General features: G+C 40.9%; 22 protein-coding genes. 1 reads left to right on the forward strand and 21 read right to left on the reverse strand.

Translation table 11 applies throughout. The annotated features are described in order from the left end of the window. Positions 1 to 9 precede the first annotated feature (9 nt). The 19 genes from alr to AC3KZC_RS14735 form a co-directional block, all read right to left on the reverse strand. Positions 10 to 1,086, reverse strand: a complete 1,077-nt coding sequence (gene alr / locus AC3KZC_RS14645) for an alanine racemase (protein ID WP_490576889.1) — start codon at positions 1,084 to 1,086, stop codon at positions 10 to 12. Positions 1,087 to 1,088: 2 nt separating this feature from the next. Further along, positions 1,089 to 2,468, reverse strand: coding sequence for a replicative DNA helicase (gene dnaB / locus AC3KZC_RS14650; protein WP_009838227.1), 1,380 nt, complete (start codon positions 2,466 to 2,468; stop codon positions 1,089 to 1,091). A 125-nt stretch (positions 2,469 to 2,593) separates the two neighbouring features. Further along, positions 2,594 to 3,526: a DUF4097 family beta strand repeat-containing protein gene (locus tag AC3KZC_RS14655; protein WP_490576888.1), complete on the reverse strand. Its 933-nt coding sequence runs from the start codon at positions 3,524 to 3,526 to the stop codon at positions 2,594 to 2,596. Between the two features lie 10 nt (positions 3,527 to 3,536). After that, positions 3,537 to 4,019: a hypothetical protein gene (locus AC3KZC_RS14660; RefSeq protein ID WP_490576887.1), complete on the reverse strand. Its 483-nt coding sequence runs from the start codon at positions 4,017 to 4,019 to the stop codon at positions 3,537 to 3,539. Continuing rightward, complete coding sequence (locus AC3KZC_RS14665) at positions 4,003 to 4,584, reverse strand: RNA polymerase sigma factor (protein ID WP_490576886.1); 582 nt, start codon at positions 4,582 to 4,584, stop codon at positions 4,003 to 4,005. The genes AC3KZC_RS14660 and AC3KZC_RS14665 overlap by 17 nt, the downstream gene beginning before the upstream one ends. A gap of 244 nt (positions 4,585 to 4,828) precedes the next feature. Beyond that, entirely contained in the window at positions 4,829 to 6,772 is a 1,944-nt protein-coding gene (locus tag AC3KZC_RS14670; protein ID WP_490576885.1) for a pilus assembly PilX family protein, read from the reverse strand. A gap of 10 nt (positions 6,773 to 6,782) precedes the next feature. Then, positions 6,783 to 7,301 carry a PilW family protein gene (locus tag AC3KZC_RS14675; protein WP_490576884.1) on the reverse strand — a complete coding sequence of 173 codons (519 nt, stop codon included), beginning with the start codon at positions 7,299 to 7,301 and terminating at the stop codon, positions 6,783 to 6,785. Then, positions 7,301 to 7,732: a type IV pilus modification PilV family protein gene (locus tag AC3KZC_RS14680; protein ID WP_490576883.1), complete on the reverse strand. Its 432-nt coding sequence runs from the start codon at positions 7,730 to 7,732 to the stop codon at positions 7,301 to 7,303. The genes AC3KZC_RS14675 and AC3KZC_RS14680 overlap by 1 nt, the downstream gene beginning before the upstream one ends. Further along, on the reverse strand, positions 7,723 to 8,172 hold the full coding sequence (locus AC3KZC_RS14685) for a pilus assembly FimT family protein (RefSeq protein WP_490576882.1): 450 nt from the start codon (positions 8,170 to 8,172) through the stop codon (positions 7,723 to 7,725). Before AC3KZC_RS14685 ends, AC3KZC_RS14680 begins: the two co-directional genes overlap by 10 nt. After that, on the reverse strand, positions 8,169 to 8,603 hold the full coding sequence (locus tag AC3KZC_RS14690) for a type IV pilin protein (protein WP_490576881.1): 435 nt from the start codon (positions 8,601 to 8,603) through the stop codon (positions 8,169 to 8,171). Before AC3KZC_RS14690 ends, AC3KZC_RS14685 begins: the two co-directional genes overlap by 4 nt. 268 nt (positions 8,604 to 8,871) lie before the next feature. Then, positions 8,872 to 9,324, reverse strand: a complete 453-nt coding sequence (gene rplI, locus AC3KZC_RS14695; protein WP_490576880.1) for a 50S ribosomal protein L9 — start codon at positions 9,322 to 9,324, stop codon at positions 8,872 to 8,874. A gap of 35 nt (positions 9,325 to 9,359) precedes the next feature. After that, the gene (gene rpsR, locus AC3KZC_RS14700; protein WP_009838217.1) at positions 9,360 to 9,587 is read right to left on the reverse strand and encodes a 30S ribosomal protein S18; all 228 of its coding nucleotides are present in this window, start codon (positions 9,585 to 9,587) and stop codon (positions 9,360 to 9,362) included. After that, the gene (gene priB / locus AC3KZC_RS14705) at positions 9,562 to 9,909 is read right to left on the reverse strand and encodes a primosomal replication protein N (RefSeq protein ID WP_490576879.1); all 348 of its coding nucleotides are present in this window, start codon (positions 9,907 to 9,909) and stop codon (positions 9,562 to 9,564) included. The genes rpsR and priB overlap by 26 nt, the downstream gene beginning before the upstream one ends. 17 nt (positions 9,910 to 9,926) lie before the next feature. Next, positions 9,927 to 10,268, reverse strand: coding sequence for a 30S ribosomal protein S6 (gene rpsF, locus AC3KZC_RS14710; protein ID WP_490576878.1), 342 nt, complete (start codon positions 10,266 to 10,268; stop codon positions 9,927 to 9,929). A gap of 187 nt (positions 10,269 to 10,455) precedes the next feature. After that, positions 10,456 to 11,202, reverse strand: coding sequence for a 23S rRNA (guanosine(2251)-2'-O)-methyltransferase RlmB (rlmB, locus tag AC3KZC_RS14715; protein ID WP_490576877.1), 747 nt, complete (start codon positions 11,200 to 11,202; stop codon positions 10,456 to 10,458). A 13-nt stretch (positions 11,203 to 11,215) separates the two neighbouring features. Continuing rightward, entirely contained in the window at positions 11,216 to 13,726 is a 2,511-nt protein-coding gene (gene rnr / locus AC3KZC_RS14720) for a ribonuclease R (protein WP_490576876.1), read from the reverse strand. Between the two features lie 101 nt (positions 13,727 to 13,827). Next, positions 13,828 to 14,442, reverse strand: a complete 615-nt coding sequence (locus tag AC3KZC_RS14725) for a tetratricopeptide repeat protein (RefSeq protein ID WP_490577111.1) — start codon at positions 14,440 to 14,442, stop codon at positions 13,828 to 13,830. A gap of 168 nt (positions 14,443 to 14,610) precedes the next feature. Then, positions 14,611 to 15,924, reverse strand: coding sequence for an adenylosuccinate synthase (locus AC3KZC_RS14730; protein ID WP_490576875.1), 1,314 nt, complete (start codon positions 15,922 to 15,924; stop codon positions 14,611 to 14,613). A 169-nt stretch (positions 15,925 to 16,093) separates the two neighbouring features. Then, positions 16,094 to 16,285, reverse strand: a complete 192-nt coding sequence (locus AC3KZC_RS14735; protein ID WP_490576874.1) for a DUF2065 domain-containing protein — start codon at positions 16,283 to 16,285, stop codon at positions 16,094 to 16,096. Between the two features lie 127 nt (positions 16,286 to 16,412). On the opposite strand from AC3KZC_RS14735, the gene AC3KZC_RS14740 reads away from it, so the two are divergent. Then, positions 16,413 to 17,738 carry an IS4 family transposase gene (locus AC3KZC_RS14740; RefSeq protein WP_518525896.1) on the forward strand — a complete coding sequence of 442 codons (1,326 nt, stop codon included), beginning with the start codon at positions 16,413 to 16,415 and terminating at the stop codon, positions 17,736 to 17,738. 46 nt (positions 17,739 to 17,784) lie between these two features. Here AC3KZC_RS14740 and hflC read toward each other — a convergent pair whose 3' ends face one another. Both hflC and hflK read right to left on the reverse strand, forming a co-directional pair. Further along, positions 17,785 to 18,663 carry a protease modulator HflC gene (gene hflC, locus AC3KZC_RS14745; protein ID WP_490580413.1) on the reverse strand — a complete coding sequence of 293 codons (879 nt, stop codon included), beginning with the start codon at positions 18,661 to 18,663 and terminating at the stop codon, positions 17,785 to 17,787. A 5-nt stretch (positions 18,664 to 18,668) separates the two neighbouring features. After that, the gene (gene hflK, locus AC3KZC_RS14750) at positions 18,669 to 19,853 is read right to left on the reverse strand and encodes an FtsH protease activity modulator HflK (RefSeq protein ID WP_490580414.1); all 1,185 of its coding nucleotides are present in this window, start codon (positions 19,851 to 19,853) and stop codon (positions 18,669 to 18,671) included. Positions 19,854 to 19,859 lie beyond the last annotated feature (6 nt).

Genomic DNA, 19,859 nt, shown 5'->3' on the forward strand with positions numbered 1-19,859 from the left:
TTTAATTTTTTACTCAACATACTGGTAATCGACCCTTGGCGTTATATTACATAATAACTCATAAGGGATGGTTTCAGCACACTGCGCCACCACCTCTACAGGTAATTCAGGGCCCCACAAAATAACTTGGTCACCAATTTTTGCATCAGTGCCTAACCCCAAATCAACGGTGATCATATCCATCGAGACTCGCCCTACTAATGGCACTTTTTTGCCATTAACAATAACTGGCGTACCACTTGGTGCATGTCTTGGGTATCCATCACCATAACCCATAGCAACTACTCCAATAATGGTATCGGTTGGGCATGTCCAGGTAGAACCATATCCGACAGCTTCACCTTTTTTAACTAACCGTAAAGAGATTAAACGCGTTTTTAAGCGCATCACAGGGGCTAAACCATGATCAGCCCCTATTTTATTAAGCATTGGCGAGACGCCATACATCATTAAACCAGGGCGTACCCAATCACCATGAGAATCTGGCCAACCAATAATAGCCGCGGAATTAGCTAAACATGTTTGCTGCTTTTTATCCGCAATTAGCTCAGAAAACACCGCGAGTTGCTGTTGCGTTTTACTATCAGTTAAATCATCAGCACAGGCAAAATGAGTCATTAAACGAATGTTAGGATTAACATGCTCGCATTGACTTAACGTTTGATATGCTTGGGAGAACTGCTCTGGGCTTATCCCTAAACGATGCATACCAGTATCAATTTTTAACCATGTCGTAAGCATGCCATCAAGGTCGCAATTAATCAGTACATCAAGTTGTGACTGATGATGGATAATGGTTTGAAAATTATTCGCTAATAAAATCGGTAAATCTTGCGGTTCAAAAAAACCTTCAAGCAATACAATGGGTTTGACCAAGCCACCAGCACGTAGTGCTAAGGCTTCATCAATACGCGCGACGGCAAAGGCGTCAGCCGAGCTTAAACGCTTAGCAATTGCCACTAAACCGTGGCCATACGCATTGGCTTTTAACACTGCCATAATTTGGCTAGCGGGGGCAAACTCTTTTACCCGCTTAAAGTTATGATCTAACGCTGGAAGATTTATTTCAGCGGTGGCTAAACGCATTTTTAGTACTCATCATCAAAAGCTGGGCCTGTATAATTATCAAAGCGTGAAAATTGACCTTGGAACGTTAAACGTACTTTACCAATTGGCCCGTTACGCTGCTTGCCTATGATAATTTCTGCTACACCTTTATCCATACTGTCTTCGTTATACACTTCATCACGATAAATAAACATGATCAAATCGGCATCCTGCTCGATAGACCCTGATTCACGTAAGTCGGAGTTAATTGGTCGTTTATCAGCACGTTGCTCAAGTGTTCGGTTAAGCTGTGAAAGCGCCACCACAGGGCATTCAAGCTCTTTAGCCAACGCCTTGAGAGAGCGAGATATTTCGGCAATTTCAAGCGTACGATTATCCGATAAGCTAGGAACGCGCATTAACTGGAGATAATCGACCATGATCATACTAATACCACCATGATCGCGGGCAATACGACGGGCGCGAGAGCGCAACTCAGTCGGCGTTAAGCCTGATGAATCATCAACAAACATTTTACCTTTTTCAATTAACAAACCCATGGTCGAAGATAAACGCGCCCAATCATCATCATCTAACTGACCAGTACGTACCTTGGTTTGATTAATTCGCCCTAAAGAGGCCAACATACGCATCATGATTTGTTCTGACGGCATCTCTAGTGAAAAAATAACCACAGGCTTATCTTGCGTCATAGCGGCATGTTCGGCCAAATTCATTGCAAAGGTGGTTTTACCCATTGACGGACGCGCTGCCACAATAATTAAGTCTGAAGGCTGTAAACCAGCTGTCATTTTATCTAAATCGCTGTAACCTGAGCTCACACCAGTAATACCATCTTGTGGCGATTGATATAAAGCCTCAATCTTATCAATGGTTTTTTCTAAAATGGTATGAATGTTTTGAGGGCCTTCAGAACTTTTTGTTCTTTTTTCAGCAATTTTAAATACTTTACTTTCAGCTAGATCAAGCAATTCATGGCTGGCACGGCCTTCGGGGTTAAATCCCGCCTCGGCAATTTCATTGGCAACCGAGATCATCTCTCGTACAACTGCACGTTCACGTACAATATCAGCATAAGCATTAATATTTGCCGCACTTGGGGTATTTTTAGCAATTTCACCTAAATACGAAAAACCACCGATACCTTCTAGCTGATTATTTTTCTCGAGTGTTTCTGAAATGGTAATTAAATCGAGTGGTTGACCTTGCTCGGCCAACTTTTCCATAGCTTCAAAGATAAAGCGATGTGTTCGAGTATAAAAATCTTGCGAAACAACGCGTTCAGCAACACGATCCCACGCCTCGTTATCAAGCATTAAGCCGCCTAATACTGACTGCTCAGCCTCAATTGAGTGAGGCGCCATTTTAATGGTATCGACTTGTTTATCTGGTTTGGCCATGACATTTCTAGTAACACTAACAATGGCGTTATTCTATCGGCTATGAAGGATGCTGCAAGTACAAAAGTGAAAAGTTTTAGTGTCACCCTGACTTAAAGTGACACTAGAAGGCAAAGCCTGAACTCTTAGCGTTTTTTTAAAGTTAAGTGCCCGCTAATCGTATCGAGTTCTATTTTACTATCACCGCCCGCCTGCTCAATCGTCAGGCTACTTGATGGGCCATATTTGGCTTTTTTCACAGCCACGTCATTAAATGCATTTTTAATCCGACCACCAGCATGAGCGTCAAGGTCTATTTTAGCGGAGATATCACTGGGTAAAGTAAGGATGGCTGAACCACTGACGGTTTCAACCGCAATACGCGCCCTTGGCATTAACTCATGCACTTCAAGGATAATATCACCATTGACTGTATTAATACTGACTCGTTCGACTTGCTGCAAGGCTAGATCCATTTCACCATTCACATTTTCAGCTTTTAGCGAGCGAGCTTGGCTTTGTGTTTTAATTTCGCCATTAACGCTATCAAAACGCAGCTCACCTTGTGAATCCATATCATCAATATCACCATTAACAGTGCGATAACGAATATCACCATTGAGTTTTTGGCCCTCAATATTGCCATTCACTGTTTCAAGACGAATCTCTCCTGCTAAATCGTTGGCTTGTATGTTGCCATTAATGGTTTCAATCCGGCTGCTTCCTTGTACTTCACTAATAGTCACGTTGACATTGATGCCGTTAAAACGAATTAGGCTTTGTGATGGTACATATATAACCAAGTTAGAACCCTGCTGCTTTGAATATTTACCCGATTTTGGCATATTCACTCTAAAATGTGTTTGGCCAGATTGTTGCTCAAGTTCATAACCTAGAGCTCTGTCATCTAGTTCGCCTTTTATTGAAAAGGCACGTTTATCCCATGCTTTGATTTCAATGTTGCCATCTTGATTTTCAATTTTAATTTGTTCACTGCTGCTCACATCGACGGTGCGATCAATTTGCTCACCCGCTAAAATACAACCAGAAAACAAAGCAAATACTAAATAGAGTTTCATGATCCTACCTTTAAATTTGTTGCCATTTAGGCTGGTGAACACGATTAATTAAATCTAATTGCTGTTGGTAAACTTGCGACAACATTTTGAGCAAGGTTGGATTTTGCGGATCGTTTTTTAACGCCGCTTTTACCGCACTTTCAGCATTTTCAAGTTCTGCCAACTGCGCTTGCCAATCGTCTGTGAGTGCTGGTTTATTTTCAAATTGTACTAATAATGCCGATTTTTCAGCTTCATACAACTGGCTCATCAGGGTAATGGCACTAGGCACTGTTTGTACTTTCATACCAATATTAACCAGCAGCGCAATAACAACCACCCCTGCAGCCACTGAAAAATAACGAAACGTTATAGGTGGCGTCGATTTTTTAACTGCAGAAAACTCCATCGCCTTTTCAATCCCCGGCCATAAGTCTTTTTGAGGGCTAATCTCAGAATTTAAATCAACTAACGATTGTGCCAAATAGGTGTCAAAATCATTCGGTTTGTTCATTTTGATACCACTCCTGTAATAAGTTTCTTGCTCGGTGATATTGCGATTTACTCGACCCAACCGCCATGTTGAGCATGTGACCAATTTCGTCATGGCGATAGCCTTCTACGGCATGTAATACAAATACTAAACGTGCTCGTTCGGGTAAGCGTAAAATGAGCTTGTCTAATCCTTCAATACCATGGCATTGCTCAATGGCTTGCTCGGGCATACCTTCGGTTTCAAAGCTGACCACTCTTTGTAGCCAGCTTATTTGCTTACGCATGTAGCTAATGGTGATATTTACGGTCACGCTGTGTAACCAAGTCGAAAATTTAGCACTGCCATCAAAGCTTGAGATTTTTTGCCATAACTGCACAAACACTTCTTGAGTTGCTTCTTGGGCAAAGGCCTCGTTGGCAGTTAAACGTAAGCACAAACCATAGACTTTTTTATGATGCAGTTGATACAAGCTAGAAAAGGCGGTTTGACACCCTTGTTGGGTTTGCATTATCAATCGCCCTTCATCATCAAGGTTGCTTACCTCAATGTCATTGGCAAAAGGCTGTTTTGCATCAATCAACATCCGTATCTCAATACTGAATTAATTTTGTAATACTCTATTAGACGCCACTGGAAAATGAAAAGGTTTAAATGAAAAGAAATTAATCTGATATTTTTATAAACGGCTATTAATAACATTAAAAAAAGCGCTTCAGCTATAAAATAGAATCAATCTTAAATAACATAAATCTAGGTTCCAGATGCACAAACGGCGCATCATGCGCCGCTCATTACTTGTTTAATATATTTGCCTCGAACTATATAAGTTACTCTCTATCTGGCTCAGCATGATAACGCCAACCTTTGAAAATAAGCTGTGGTGTTGTCGCTTTACTATTATCGTTTCCTACTTTTGCATTTTTTAGGGCTGAATCATAATGGAATGCTCCGGCACCTGTAATGGCGACCTTTTTACCGACTAATGCTCCTTTAAAATCTGAACTAGAAGCGATTACAACATCGGTTAAAGGCGCATAAACAACGGCATATATTTCTTCAGTACCACCTGTTATTTTTATACCAGTTCCACTATAAGAGCTGTAAATACTGAACCGAGGCAATCCTTTATCTGTTAACCCTTTTGCTGGTGTGTATATTTGCGCCCCTGCACCAATATTAAGCGCTCCTTTCATAATTAGCGTTAGACTGCTTGTATCAGGAATAGTTAGGCTGGAGCTACCTGACATCGTTAAGTTTCCTTTTACATAAATAACGACATCACTATCCTCTGCTATTTTTAATGTTCCTTTAATATCCAAATTATCGAACATTAAAATATTATAAGAGTTTCCCAAGAATGTACTTTTAGTAGCTGCCAAGGTCTTTACAGCACTGCTATTACTACCATTACTATTTGTAAATAAACTGGTTGATTCACCAAATGAATAGGTTGAATTACTATGAACAAATAAATCTTTTACATTAATCGCCTTTATATCAACAGCTTCGATCTCTGTTTTTATATTTAAAGGATCGCACGTTCTATCTTGCGGATTGTTAGGATCGAGTAACCCATCATCTTCAGGTAACTTTGCTATAATTTCAGCTTCGGGTATCGATACAAAATTCGTTTTAAATGGAGCTACCTTAAAACGTTCGGTGCTGCTGTTTGATTGAAGATTCCCCATGTAACGAAAGCTATCATTAGTAAAAACTTTATTTCCATCCCAACTACTTACGACTACATCACCTTTAACTTTTGTTGCTCCTAAATTACCAGATTCAAAAGTAAGGTTTCCATGGGTAGAAACCGTCCCAGTAACGTGCGAGGCTTTAATGTATAAATTACCTCCAGCAAGCACACTTCCGTCTATAGGACTGACGCCTGTAAGACTAATTTTACTTTTAGTTGTAATATCTCCTCCAACTGACATATTGAGTAGTTCAATATACCCATTGGATTTTATCGAGCCACCAACACGATTATTTTTCTTAAAAATATACTCATAGGCAATTAAATCACCGCCAATTTCGATATTGTTTGAATTATTAAAATGCCCATTTGTATGAACAGACCCTGTTACAACAGCACCGCCATTAAACTCAATTTGGCCGGGAGTAATTAAGTCGCCTGCAATAACTGCCGAACCTCTAACAATAACTTTACTTCCCCCAGTTAAAGTTCGGACTGTAACAATGTCACCTTTGTTAATCAGCGTTGCACCATTTTGAACATAACTAGCACCATAATCACCTAAATTTGAATCATAACTATCGGCTTTACCACTTCCTGTTAAGGTAACACCTTCACAACCGATTAAACCATCATGATAAGGTGACTTCAAAGATTGCCCTTTGCCAGGCACTAACTCATACAACGCTCTTAACTGCTTTTCGCCTTCATAGCGCTCTCCGCCACTGGCCACACTGAGTAAACCATCAGTGGTTTGTGATAATTCAATATTGGCGAGCATGCCTTCGAGCTTATTGGTCGCTTGGTAGGTAAATTTACCGCCTTCGCCTTTACTTGCAATAAGCTGTGTAAGAGTTGAAGTCGGCACTCTTGCCAACTCGGCTTGCAGCTGACTATGAGTCGAAAATAAACCTGATTCAGCAGCTAAACGCGCATTAGTTTGTTTTTCAAAGTTACCACTTAGGCGCTCTTGCATCGTGGTATCTTTAAGGGAGCTAATCACCACCACACTTGCCATCATACTTAACAGTAAAACCACGACTATGGTGAAACCTTGCTGTTTTTTCATTTGTTTCATCGTATTGGCCTTAATTTAAAATATCAGCGGTCAAAGAGGTATCGATAGCGAGGCCATTACCCAAATAATCAGGTAAACCAATAGGTTTTACTGTTGTTGTCACAAGTAAGCCGTTTAGCATAAATGAAATTGCTTCAACTCCTGTGAGTAAGGTTTGATTAACTCCACCATCAATAGCACACATCAAGTTTGGTGCTACAAAAGTATAAGCTTCGGTATAAGCAACAGCAGAAAGCTGGCCTAAGCAGTTAATAGTATTAGCATCTTGCACTATCGTAATGGTGTCATTGGCGATATTAGTTGTACTAATTGTTGGAGGAGCAAGCGTTTGTTTAAGCGCTCGCGTCATTACATCTGCGGTTGAACGTATCACCTCTTGTGAATTTTCAAGTGCTTCTGTGCTGCTAATGGTGCTTTTGATTGATACAAAAGCCATTGATACACCGCTGAGTAAAAACATGCTGGCAGCAAGCGCTACCATTAACTCTATAAGCGTATAGCCGTGCTGGGTTTGATGAACAAAGCGCATTATAAACTGCACCCCGCATTTAAATTTGGGTATTCAGGGCTCAGCGTTACTTCGTTTGCAAGACCATCATTCATTCTGTCATCGTTCCAACTTACTTTAACGGTCAAGTTATTTGTAAATGCAGCAGCGGCTGCCGGAGCTGGAGTGACTGTTAAGGTATAACGCGCCAAAGCAGGCGTAAGAACAGCATTAAAACCAGCATCATAAGCCACTGTGCCATGTTGTAAACCACACAAATTAGCCCACACTCGTTCAACAGCATTGTTCGCTTGTATAATCGACACCGTATAATCGAGGCTATTTGAAGCAAATTGCAGTGATTTGGCTTGCCCTGAAGCTAGGCCTAACAACGCAATGCTTGCCACTAACATGGCAATCACTACTTCAAGTAAACTAAACCCTTGCTGTGTTTTTGCTAATTTTATGGGCATGCGACTTCCTTACTTAACATACTTTGACCGCTGACATAGGTGCATAGCAAATAATCTTGTGTAGATGAATCACCATCGGTGACAATAAATTGTTTAGCTAACGTGCTGCCGTATTGAGTGATGGTTAAATCCTGCAACCCTGTAATAGACACAGTGCTGTGCGCCGATTCAAACTCAGCCAACATCTCGATTGGGGCAACGGTCGTTTTTACTTGCCACTTTCCCCCCTCTGAAACAGTGAGCTTTATCGGTTTTTCCCGCTTCACCGCTTCGGCTCGGGCGTATTTATACACACTGTGTAATTGATTGGCATTAGTGACTAAGCGGTCTTGCTTAATTTGCTGATAAAAATTAGGCAAAGCGATTAACGCTAAAATCGCGATGATGCTAACCACCACCATGAGTTCAAGTAATGTAAAGCCTCTGGCTCGCCTTATCATTTCCAACAACTCGCGATGGCCGCTGTTTTTACACCTTGATGGTTGATTGTCATGCTACCGCAACTATCTGCAGTTTGATCGCCCGTCGGTGTAGCAGTAAGGGTAAAGGCGCTATCTGAAACTTTGTTATAAGTAAAACCATAAAAATCAAGTGGCGTAACATTGAATGCTGCGGGATATTGACCTTGGCGAGAGTACTGGCGCTCCAATAACGCAGCATTTTGCAATAATATTTGCTGAGCATCAGCACGGCGTGCTTTTTTTATGTGCTCAGAATAAGCAGGCAGTGCAATTGCACTTAAAATGCCAATAATACTCACTGTAATCATCATTTCTATGAGTGTAAAACCAAATTGTGAACGTAACTCTTTCAATGTAATACCCTGAGTAATGTAAAAAAATGTGAATGACAGCGATGTCATTTGTAGCATGAATATTACCGAAGAAAGTGCTAAGCAGTAAAGCTGAACAATAAAATAAGCAGGAAAACTCTAGAACATTTTTTAATCACCCATGTTTTTTTTGAATATGCTTAATTCTTCTAGCCTAAGGACCTGATTAAGGTAAGCGAGGTGGGCACTGGTAGGTTGAAATGTAATACTAAATGTAGATAAATTGAACTTAAGTTGAAAAACTGTAAAGTTTAAAAAACAAAAACCGCGCCTAAGCGCGGTTTTTTTTAATCAATTAAATAATTGATTAAGCTTCAGCGATAACAACTACTGTGATAGTAGCAGTCACATCTGAATGTACTTGAATTGCAACTTCAAATTCACCTACTTCACGGATTGTACCGTTTGGTAAACGAACTTCAGATTTAGCAACTTCAATACCAACTGCAGAGATAGCATCAGCAATATCGCGAGTACCGATAGAACCGAATAATTTACCTTCGTCGCCAGCTTTAGATACTAAAGTAACTTCAGCTAGTGCAGTTAATTTTTCAGCGCGAACGTGAGCAGCAGCTAAAGTTTCAGCAACTTTAGCTTCTAAATCTGCACGACGTGCATCGAAAGATTCAACATTAGCAGCTGTTGCAGGAACGGCTTTACCTTTTGGAAAAAGGAAGTTACGCGCGTAACCTGATTTTACTGCTACTTGATCACCTAGGCTACCTAGGTTAGCGATCTTGTCTAGTAGAATAACTTGCATGTTTCTACACCTTTTAAAAACAGTTAATCCGCTGCTTACTTATGTAAGTCAGTGTATGGAAGAAGGGCTAAATAGCGAGCGCGTTTGATTGCTGCTGCTAATTGACGCTGATATTTTGCGCTAGTACCTGTGATACGGCTAGGTACGATTTTGCCACTTTCTGTAACATAGTTTCTAAGAGTAGCTAGATCTTTATAATCAATTTTTTGTACGCCTTCCGCTTTAAAGCGGCAAAACTTACGACGTCTGAAGTAACGTGCCATGAGATAAATCTCCTAAAATAATTCTTTCTATTTGATGGGCATGTAATACCAATTGACTCAAGCCGTTACGGCCTTCATGACGGTTTAAAAAACCATACACTGTCACTTGTGACCCAATCTGTATGTCTTGAGCATGATGTTGTATTGCTTCGCCACTTGCGACAACTTGCATTCGAACATAACTATTACGGTTTAGTCCGGCTTCAACCTGTTGCGACCGATGTTCCAATACAAAAATGCAGTGTGGAATACCGGCTGGGCTTTGACTAAATTTAGGTGTTTTACACACCACGCCAGAAAGTACTAACTGGTTATTAGTCATACAATCACTCAAAACGATTAAGCTTCAGCAGTTTCTCTTCTCTCTTCTCTTACAAGAGGAGATGCTTCTGTTACAGCTGATTTAGTACGCATAACTAAGTTACGTAGTACTGCATCGTTATAACGGAAAGAAGTTTCTAGCTCGTTGATTACTTCAGATGTAGCTTCAACGTTCATAAGAACATAGTGGGCTTTATGAAGCTTGTCGATTGGGTAAGCCAATTGACGACGACCCCAGTCTTCTAAACGGTGGATAGTACCGCCAGCTTCAGTGATAGAACCAGTATAACGCTCGATCATACCTGGAACTTGTTCACTTTGATCTGGATGAACCATGAATACGATTTCGTAATGACGCATGGGTATTCCTTACGGTTAATTAGCCTATAACCGTTTCGGCCGGTCGGTATAAGGCAAGGAACTGATATTTAGTGGCCGAAAAGAGCGCGTATTTTACGTGCTAAAAAATGATTAAGCAATATACAAAAAGAAAATATTAACAAGAAGATGGTACGGTAAGTAAAAAGACCTACCGCACAAGGTAAAACTAAAGAGAAATAAGGTGACGCTGGCGCAAAATTTCGAATAAACAAATACCCGTTGCAACCGATACATTTAAGCTTGAAACCGTACCAACCATTGGGATTTTAACTAAGGTATCACAATGTTCACGAGTTAAGCGGCGCATGCCAGTGCCTTCAGCACCCATAACAAGCGCAACTGGGCCTGTTAACTTCGCATCAAAAACATGGGTATCTGTTTCGCCAGCTGTACCAATCACCCATACACCCGCCTCTTTTATTTCTCGTAGCGTGCGAGCAAGATTTGTAACATGAACTAAAGGAACAGTTTCAGCTGCGCCACAAGCAACTTTTCTTGCAACACCATTAAGTTTGGCTGAGTTATCTTTAGGCACAATAACAGCATGAACACCTGCCGCATCAGCACTGCGCAAGCACGCGCCTAAGTTATGCGGATCTGTCACGCCATCTAAAACCAATAAAAATGGCGTCTCATGGCGCGCAATGATCTCATCCAGATCTTTTTCACTGTAGGTTTTTCCAGCCTTTACTTTTGCGATAAGGCCTTGATGCTGTTCGCCGTCAGCCTTTTCATCCAAAGTTTTACGATGCATATACTGGACAGAAACACCAAATTGCTCAGCTAGTTCAAGGATTGGATTTAAACGTTTATCTTCACGACCTTTTAAGGCATAAATTTCAATAAAGCGCTCAGGCTCTTTTGCTAAAATAGCTTCAACCGAATGAAAGCCAAAAATTAATTCATTACTCACTGCTTTATAGCTCCTAATTCCCTACCGAGGTATTTCGTTTACGTGCATTTTTACCTGGGCGTTTACGTTTGATGGCTTTCTTCTTTTTTTTCTTAGTCTTACTAATATCTGACTCATGCCCATGCGCAGAAACTGCAGCTCCCGCTTTTGTCACTTTTTTGCCCGCTGAACTTGGCTTTCTTTTGCCTTTTGACGTTGAGCTTCCAGCTTTATCTTTTTTCTCATCAGTTGGACGTTTTTTTGAATCAAGCCCTTTACCTTCGCTAGGAATACGGCCAGATTTTAGTTGCTGACGAACACTGATTTTTTCTTCAATCGCTTTGTTGTTGCGTCGGCGAGCATAACGATCGTTAGTCTGCTCACTTTGCAGGCCTAAATGGATACGACGCTCATCTAAGCTCACCGATAACACAGTGACAGAAATTTTATCGCCTAACCTGAATACTTGTTTAGTATTTTCCCCCACAAGGCAATGGCGTGCACCATCATAATGAAAATAGTCATTTCCAAGTGCGGTAACATGAACTAAGCCATCAATAAACAATTCATCTAAACGAACAAACAAACCAAACGTGGTCACTGACGAAACAACACCCGTAAAATGCTGACCTACTCTATCTTGCATAAATTCACATTTAAGCCAATCAGCTACTTCGCGTGTTGCATCATCAGCTCGGCGCTCAGTCATAGAACATTGTGCTCCGAGATGATCGGCTTCAATAGGTGTATAGGCATAAGCACCTGTGGTCGGCATGCCTTGTGCTTTTAATACTCCTTTTATTGCACGATGCACCACTAAGTCAGGGTAACGACGAATAGGTGACGTAAAATGGGCATAAGCAGGAAGCGATAAACCAAAATGGCCTATATTTTCTGATTGATAGACAGCCTGCTTCATTGAACGAAGCAACATCGTTTGAATAAGCTCAATTTCGGGACGTTCACCCAAACGGGTTAAACTTTCAGTAATTTCTTTTGGGCTTGGCTCTAATGGAATAGTATTTTCAACGCCGAGCTCACTTAAAAATGTTCTAAAGTGTGCTAATTTTTCGGCATCAGGCTCATCATGTACACGATAAAGTGCACTGGCCTCATGCTTTTCGAGCAACTTAGCTGCAGCGACGTTAGCCATGATCATGCACTCTTCAATGAGTTTATGCGCATCATTACGCTGTAACGTCGTGATCGTTTCGATTTTACGGTGTGCATCAAAAATAAACTTAGCTTCTAACGTTTCAAACTCAATTGCGCCGCGTTCCAAGCGAGCAGCTTTCATCGCCATATACATTTGATACAGGTCTTGCAAATGCGGCACCAATGCTTGATGTTCTTTCGCTGGCGCTTCACCTGCCAATATTGCAGCCACTTGTGTGTATGTAAATCGTGCGTGAGAATTCATTACAGCTTCATAAAAGCGATAACCCGAAAGTCGACCTGCATCTGAAATCGTCATTTCAGCAACCATACACAGACGGTCAACTTTTGGGTTCAGTGAACACAAACCATTTGACAAGACTTTGGGTAACATGGGAATAACTTGCTCAGGAAAATACACTGAGTTACCGCGATTAATTGCCTCTTCATCAAGAGGCGTTTCTTTGCCCACATAATATGAAACATCAGCAATTGCAACCCACAAACGCCAGCCACCACTTTTTTTACGCTCACAAAATACCGCATCATCAAAATCGCGCGCATCTTCACCGTCAATGGTGACTAAAGGTATTTTGCGTAAATCAACACGACCTTCTTTTGCCGCTTCATCGACTTCGGTAGTTAAAGGAGCGACTTGCTCAAGCACCGAGTCAGGCCACACATGAGGTATATCATGGTTACGCAAGGCCACTTCAATTTCCATACCTGGCGCCAAATGTTCACCAAGTACATCAAGTACCTTGCCTACCGCATTCATACGTTGACTTGGGCGTTGAGTAATTTCAATTTGCACCATTTGATTATGGCGGGCGCCATTTTCATTGCCAGGAAGGATAATAATATCTTGCGTAATACGAGGGTCTTCAGGTACAACAACCGCCATACCATGTTCCACAAAAAAGCGTCCTATAATGGGTGTTCGCTCACCGTCTAAAACGCGTACTATTCGCGCATCGCATTTGCCGCCTTTGCCTTGCGAAGCTGGTTTTGCTAATACACGATCACCATGGAAAACGCCTTCCATTTGGTGTTTAGGAATAAACCAATCTTTACCACCCTCGTCTAAGGCTAAAAAACCAAAACCATCACGATGGCCGATCACTCGCCCTTTAACCAAGCCCACTTTGTCTGGTAAGCAGTAACACTTAAGTCGATTAAAAATAATTTGACCATCTCGCTCCATTGCTCTTAAGCGACGTTTTAAGGCTATATTTCTTTCCTCATCAACAACATTAAGCTCTTCACAAAGGCTTTCAAAAGAAGCTGGTTTTTGCCGAGCTTCTAAGTGCGCTAGAATAAACTCTCGGCTCGGGACGGGGTTTTCGTATTTATCTTGCTCGCGGCTTAAAAATGGGTCTTGATTAGACATTAAGTGGCTTTATAAGTGGCTTATGTTGTTATTTTAAACCAAAAGCCTGTAATGAAACAGGTTAAATTATTTTTACTCAAATCCTAGCCAGTAATTTTTAGTTAAATTGGCTTTCTAGCTCGTTCAATAACACTTGGCGGCATTTTTTTCGCAAGAGTGGCAAGTAACGTCTCAACCTGTTTATGAGTTTTAGCTTCAGCAATGATTGAGTGGAATAACCAGCGATAAGCATCTTCATAATCCGCAGGGCTTCCTTGTCCTCGATTAAACAAATCGACCAAACGCATTTGTGCTTTGAGATTCCCTAGTGCAGCTGATTCACGCAAAAAAACAATTGCTTGAGGAATATCTACTTGAACAAATTTCCCTAAATGGTAATAACGCCCCATTTGCTCTAAAGCCTCAGCAAGTCCTTGCTCAGCGGATAAACGAATAAAATAAATCCCTCGCGCCACATCACGGTCAACACAAACACCATAAGCAAGCATGTCACCAAACAAAAATTGATAAGCAGGAATAGACATTTTTATGGCGCGCGCTTCAATATCCTGCACTAATTGGCAATCATCTGCTTTGACACGCTGTAAATGGGTATTTTTATTGATCAACATTAAAAGCTCATCTTGCGTATAAAGTTGAACGGCCTCAAGAGGCTCTGCAGCCTGATTAGCCCAAGGCATGATTAAACAAAATAATAATCCCAGTTTTTTTATCATCATTTTTATGTCATTCATTAAAAAAGTTTACCCTGATTTTTATTCAAGAATTGCGCCATATTCAACAAGCCATTTTAAATCATGCGTGATTGAATAGAATATTCATCTTTAATAAAGTTTAGTCAAAAAAAAAGCTGCCCAAGGCAGCTTTTTTCAACACGATAATTGTTAAGCAAATGGATTGCGAAGGATCATCGTTTCAACGCGATCTGGACCTGTTGATATAATATCAACTGGTACACCGGTAATTTCTTCAATACGTTTGATATAGTTTAAAGCTGCTTGAGGCAATTGCTCAACAGACTTAACACCAAAAGTAACTTCAGACCAACCAGGCATTTCTTCGTAGATTGGCGTTACTTTATCGTAACCTTCAGCTGCAAGTGGTGTTACGTTAGTAACAGTACCATCTTCTAACTGATAACCAGTACAAATCTTAATTGTTTCAACACCATCAAGCACGTCTAACTTAGTTAAACAAAAGCCTGAAACACTGTTGATTTGTACGGCACGACGCATTGCAACTGCATCAAACCAACCTGTACGACGTAAACGTCCAGTTGTTGCACCAAATTCATGACCTTTAGTGCCTAAATGTTTACCAACTGGATCTTGCTTTTCAAGGCCATCGTATAATTCTGTCGGGAATGGACCAGAACCAACACGAGTTGCATATGCTTTAGCAATACCAAGTACATAATCTAAATGTAATGGACCAAAACCAGCACCAGTAGCCACGCCGCCTGCTGTAGTATTTGATGATGTTACATAAGGATAAGTACCGTGATCGATATCAAGTAATGTACCTTGTGCACCTTCAAACAAAATGCTTTCGCCAGCTTTACGAGTTTGATCAAGTAACTCAGTTACATCAACAACCATTGCTTTTAATATATCAGCAACAGCCATTGCATCATCGTATGTTTTTTGGAAATCAACTGGCTCAACTTTGTAATAATGCTCAAGTGTGAAGTTATGATATTCCAATACTTCTTTTAACTTGTCAGAAAATTGTTGAGGATTGAATAAATCACCTACACGTAAACCACGGCGAGCAACTTTATCTTCATAAGCTGGACCAATACCACGACCTGTAGTACCAATTGGCTTATCACCACGCGCTTTTTCACGCGCAACATCAAGTGCAACGTGGAATGGCAAAATTAATGGACATGCTTCGCTAATTAAAAGACGCTCACGTACAGGTACGCCACGCTCTTCTAACATGCCAATTTCTCTCATTAACGCATCAGGTGCTAAAACCACACCATTACCGATAACACACTTAACGTTATCGCGTAATACACCTGAAGGAATAAGATGTAATACTGTTTTTTCACCGTTAATTACCAAAGTATGGCCTGCATTATGACCACCTTGGTAACGAACAACCAAAGATGCTCTGTCTGTTAGCAGGTCTACAACCTTACCTTTACCTTCATCACCCCATTGGGTGCCTAATACAACGACGTTTTTACCCATTGTAAATTCACTTAGAAAAAATTAGGGGCAGATTTTACCAGAGAACGAGGGTAAAGATCACCCTGTTTCGCCGCTTTTTTCACCTTTAACTAAAAAAGTTATTGATATAAATGTAAATAAAAGTGAAATAATCTTTTATTTTGTCGGTCAAGTAAGCTTTCGTGCAACTTTAAGGCTTAAAGCTAATAAATAAAACCCAGCCAAGCAAAATTAATACAACTCCACACAACCTAAATTGCGATAAAGGCAGCGTACTAAGTTGCTGCAGCATTTGCTGCCATTTTTTAGGGAAAAGCGCAGGACCTAAACCTTCAAAGATTAAAAAAAGTGCAAAAGCCAAAATCAGCGTTTCTATAGTCATTTTATTTGTCTCAAAAAAAAGCCTCGCAATGCGTAATGCCGATCAGTTAAGAAATATTTTACTGATCGGTTGACCGATCTTCTGTAGATGTAACAATCCGATGAGCCCACATGTCATCGGATTTTTTATGGAACTGTCAGAAGCCTTAGCACGCACCTCAATTAACCGCCTTACCGAATTTTCGTCATTAGCGGATGTCCTAGACCCCGAAATTATTCAATCGTGTTTAGCCTCTAATGGTGTGGCCACATTGCGTAAACGCAAGCTGCCTATGGATGCAATGATTTGGGCCGTGATAGGTATGTCACTTTTTCGCACTGAATCAGTCCGCCTGCTCATCAACAAGCTCGATATTGTATTACCGCAGGATGTGGATTACGTCGCACGCAGTGCCGTGACACAAGCGAGAAAGAAGCTAGGCAGTGATGTGGTTCGAGATGTATTTCATCTTTCAGCACAGAAGTGGCATGAGCGAGCTGAGCATCCCCATTGGTGTGGTCTGAACTTATTTGGTGTAGATGGCGTTGTATGGCGCACGCCCGATAGTAAAGAAAACAGCGCAGCCTTTGCCCGTACAGCGAATAAAGCCAGTGAAGCAGGCTATCCTCAGGTACGAATGGTATGTCTGATGGAGCTTAGTAGCCACTTAATTCTTGATAGTGCATTGAGTAGCGTGAGTGAAAATGAGATGACACTGGCAGCACAGCTCATAGCACGTGTACCAGATAACAGCCTAACATTGTTTGATAAAGGCTTTTACTCACTAGGCTTGTTACATGATTGGCAGCATAAAGGCATCAACACACATTGGTTATTACCGCTAAAGAAGAACGTACAGTATGAGGAAATCAAACGTCTTGGCAGGCAAGATAAACTCATCCGCCTAACCACCACACCTCAAGCGAGAAAAAAGCGACCAGAGTTGCCCTTAACAATGGACGTGCGACTTATCACCAAACTAATCAAAGGAAAAGAAGTCAAAATACTCACGTCCATGGTCGACCCTATGGCATATCCATCGGCAGAAATAGTCGACCTTTATAGCCATCGCTGGGAAATAGAGATGGGCTACCGAGAAATGAAGCAACACTTGTTGGCAAGTAGGTTTACGTTAAGAAGCAACTTACCAGAGCTCATTAGACAGGAGTTATGGGGGGTGCTGTTGGCGTACAACTTAATCCGCTATAAGATGGTCCTGATGGCGAAGTCGCTCAAGAGTGTTTTCCCAAACCAACTAAGCTTTAGAGATGCCTCATCACACATCATCCATAAGCTGACTATGATGCCAATTTATGCGCCCGGTAATGTCCCCGGACTGATATTGGAAATAGAAAGAAATGCCAGTCAATTTAAGCTAGAGGGAAAACGAGAACGAAGTTACCCAAGAACACTAAAAGTATCGAAAAACCGCTACCCTGTGGCTAAAAATAAAAAAGCCGCTCACCTTAAGTGAACGGCATTACTCGCAATGCGAGGCTTTAATATGTATTGATGAAATACTATTTGATACTTGAGCCTTTCATTGATTGAAAAAACTCACTTTCAGTACCTAGAACCATCACGTCATTTTTACTATTAAATGTCGCTTTATACGCATCTAAACTTCTTAAAAATGAATAAAACTCAGCATCTTTAGAATAAGCTGATGCATAAATTTCAGCAGCAGCTGCATCACCATCACCGCGCTCCATACGTGCATTACGCTCAGCTTCTGCAAGCATTACGGTTACACGACGATCGACACCAGCTCGAATGGTTTCTGCTTTCTCTTTACCTTCAGAACGATGCTCTTTTGCCACTGCAGTACGCTCAGCGCGCATACGTTGGTAAATAGAGTTACTCACTTCTGTTGGTAAATTAATTTGCTTCACTCGTACATCAAGTACTTCAATACCCAATTCGCTGGCACTTTCTGAAGCTTGCACTAAGGCATCTTTCATTAAAGCGCTACGCTCACCTGACACAATTTCTTTAATCGTTCTTGAACCAAAATTAGTTCTTAGACCATTATTTACTTTTTGTTTCAGTAGAGTCTCAGCGTACTGTAAATCACCACGAGTTCTTAAATAAAAGGCACTAAAGTCATTAATTCGCCATTTTACAAATGAATCAACAATTAAGTCTTTCTTTTCACTTGTAACAAATCGATCAGGTGAGCCATCAAGTGTTTGAATACGCGCATCTAATTTACGAACCTCTGAAATAAATGGCACTTTAAACTGTAAACCCGGGCCATACACAACAGCTTTATCATCAACATCTTTTTTCACTTTGCTAAATTGCAATACGATGGCCTGTTGGCCCTCAAGTACAACAAAAACTGATGAAAAAGATAAAATAACTGCAGTTAACAATATAATTAAACTAAAGTTCTTCATTTCAATTATCTCCCATTCGAATAGCGATCGCCTTTATAGCGATCTGTTGCACTATTCACTTGGCTATTACCGACAGTGTTATTCATTTGAGTGCGTAAATTCTGAATATCAGTTGTGCTATTTGGTAATTGCATCGGAGTATTACTTGCTGCACCTTGAGTTTGCTGCATGATTTTATCAAGTGGCAGATACATCATGTTATTGCCGCCCTTTACATCAATAAGCACTTTAGAGCTGTTACTTAACACAGATTCCATTGCTTCTATATATAGACGCTTACGAGTCACTTCTTTAGCCGCTTGATATTGCGGTAAAAGCTTCTCAAAACGAGCAATTTCACCTTGTGCTTCTAATGTTACACGCTCTTTATAACCTTCGGCTTCTTGGGTCATACGTGTTACTTGACCACGAGCTCGAGGTTCAATTTCACGTGCATACGCTTCAGCTTCACGAATAAAGCGCTGCTCATCTTCTTGTGCAGCAATAGCATCATCAAAAGCATCTTTTACTTCTAATGGTGGACGCGCATCTTTAAAGTTAACATCGGTTAATACTAAGCCTAAATTGTACGGTTCAATAATTTTATTCAGCTCTTCCCAAGTTTGTTGACGAATAACTTCACGCCCCCTTGTTAAAATTTGATCCATACGTGCGTGACCTACAACATAGCGTAAAGCACTGTCTAGTGACTGCTGTAAACTATGGTCGGCATCCGTAACACTAAACAAATAATCGCGAGGTTCTGTAACACGGTATTGCACTACAAACTCAACACTCACTACATTTTCATCTTCGGTAAGCATAAAGCCTGAAGCTGATAATGAGCGTACGGCTTCAACATCAACCGGTACAATACGATCAACAAACGTCATCTTCCAACGTAAACCTGGCAAGGCTATATCATGGAATTGACCAAAACGTAAGATTACGCCTCGCTCTGCTTCTTTGACTGTGTAAATACCACTTAATGCCCATACAACGATCGCAATGATCAGAACAAATCCAAGTGCTGCGCCAGTTAAGCCGCCATTGGAATTGCTCGATTTACTGCTACCGCCAAACATGCCATTAAATTTATCACCATATTTGCGAAATACTTCGTCTAAATTTGGTGGGCCTTGTTCTTTACCCCCTTTGTTTTTCCAAGGGTCTTTATCGTTGCCATTGTTACCCGGCTCGTTCCAGGCCATAGCCAT

The organism is Pseudoalteromonas sp. J2K-J031, assembly GCF_058197095.2.

Bases quoted from the DNA above. Each gene is read 5' to 3' on its own strand.
- alr (WP_490576889.1), bottom strand. From the start codon at position 1,086: ATGCGTTTAGCCACCGCTGAAATAAATCTTCCAGCGTTAGATCATAAC.
- dnaB (WP_009838227.1), bottom strand. From the start codon at position 2,468: ATGGCCAAACCAGATAAACAAGTCGATACCATTAAAATGGCGCCTCAC.
- AC3KZC_RS14655 (WP_490576888.1), bottom strand. From the start codon at position 3,526: ATGAAACTCTATTTAGTATTTGCTTTGTTTTCTGGTTGTATTTTAGCG.
- AC3KZC_RS14660 (WP_490576887.1), bottom strand. From the start codon at position 4,019: ATGAACAAACCGAATGATTTTGACACCTATTTGGCACAATCGTTAGTT.
- AC3KZC_RS14665 (WP_490576886.1), bottom strand. From the start codon at position 4,584: ATGTTGATTGATGCAAAACAGCCTTTTGCCAATGACATTGAGGTAAGC.
- AC3KZC_RS14670 (WP_490576885.1), bottom strand. From the start codon at position 6,772: ATGAAACAAATGAAAAAACAGCAAGGTTTCACCATAGTCGTGGTTTTA.
- AC3KZC_RS14675 (WP_490576884.1), bottom strand. From the start codon at position 7,301: ATGCGCTTTGTTCATCAAACCCAGCACGGCTATACGCTTATAGAGTTA.
- AC3KZC_RS14680 (WP_490576883.1), bottom strand. From the start codon at position 7,732: ATGCCCATAAAATTAGCAAAAACACAGCAAGGGTTTAGTTTACTTGAA.
- AC3KZC_RS14685 (WP_490576882.1), bottom strand. From the start codon at position 8,172: ATGATAAGGCGAGCCAGAGGCTTTACATTACTTGAACTCATGGTGGTG.
- AC3KZC_RS14690 (WP_490576881.1), bottom strand. From the start codon at position 8,603: ATGCTACAAATGACATCGCTGTCATTCACATTTTTTTACATTACTCAG.
- rplI (WP_490576880.1), bottom strand. From the start codon at position 9,324: ATGCAAGTTATTCTACTAGACAAGATCGCTAACCTAGGTAGCCTAGGT.
- rpsR (WP_009838217.1), bottom strand. From the start codon at position 9,587: ATGGCACGTTACTTCAGACGTCGTAAGTTTTGCCGCTTTAAAGCGGAA.
- priB (WP_490576879.1), bottom strand. From the start codon at position 9,909: ATGACTAATAACCAGTTAGTACTTTCTGGCGTGGTGTGTAAAACACCT.
- rpsF (WP_490576878.1), bottom strand. From the start codon at position 10,268: ATGCGTCATTACGAAATCGTATTCATGGTTCATCCAGATCAAAGTGAA.
- rnr (WP_490576876.1), bottom strand. From the start codon at position 13,726: ATGTCTAATCAAGACCCATTTTTAAGCCGCGAGCAAGATAAATACGAA.
- AC3KZC_RS14725 (WP_490577111.1), bottom strand. From the start codon at position 14,442: ATGATAAAAAAACTGGGATTATTATTTTGTTTAATCATGCCTTGGGCT.
- AC3KZC_RS14730 (WP_490576875.1), bottom strand. From the start codon at position 15,924: ATGGGTAAAAACGTCGTTGTATTAGGCACCCAATGGGGTGATGAAGGT.
- AC3KZC_RS14735 (WP_490576874.1), bottom strand. From the start codon at position 16,285: ATGACTATAGAAACGCTGATTTTGGCTTTTGCACTTTTTTTAATCTTT.
- AC3KZC_RS14740 (WP_518525896.1), top strand. From the start codon at position 16,413: ATGGAACTGTCAGAAGCCTTAGCACGCACCTCAATTAACCGCCTTACC.
- hflC (WP_490580413.1), bottom strand. From the start codon at position 18,663: ATGAAGAACTTTAGTTTAATTATATTGTTAACTGCAGTTATTTTATCT.
- hflK (WP_490580414.1), bottom strand. From the start codon at position 19,853: ATGGCCTGGAACGAGCCGGGTAACAATGGCAACGATAAAGACCCTTGG.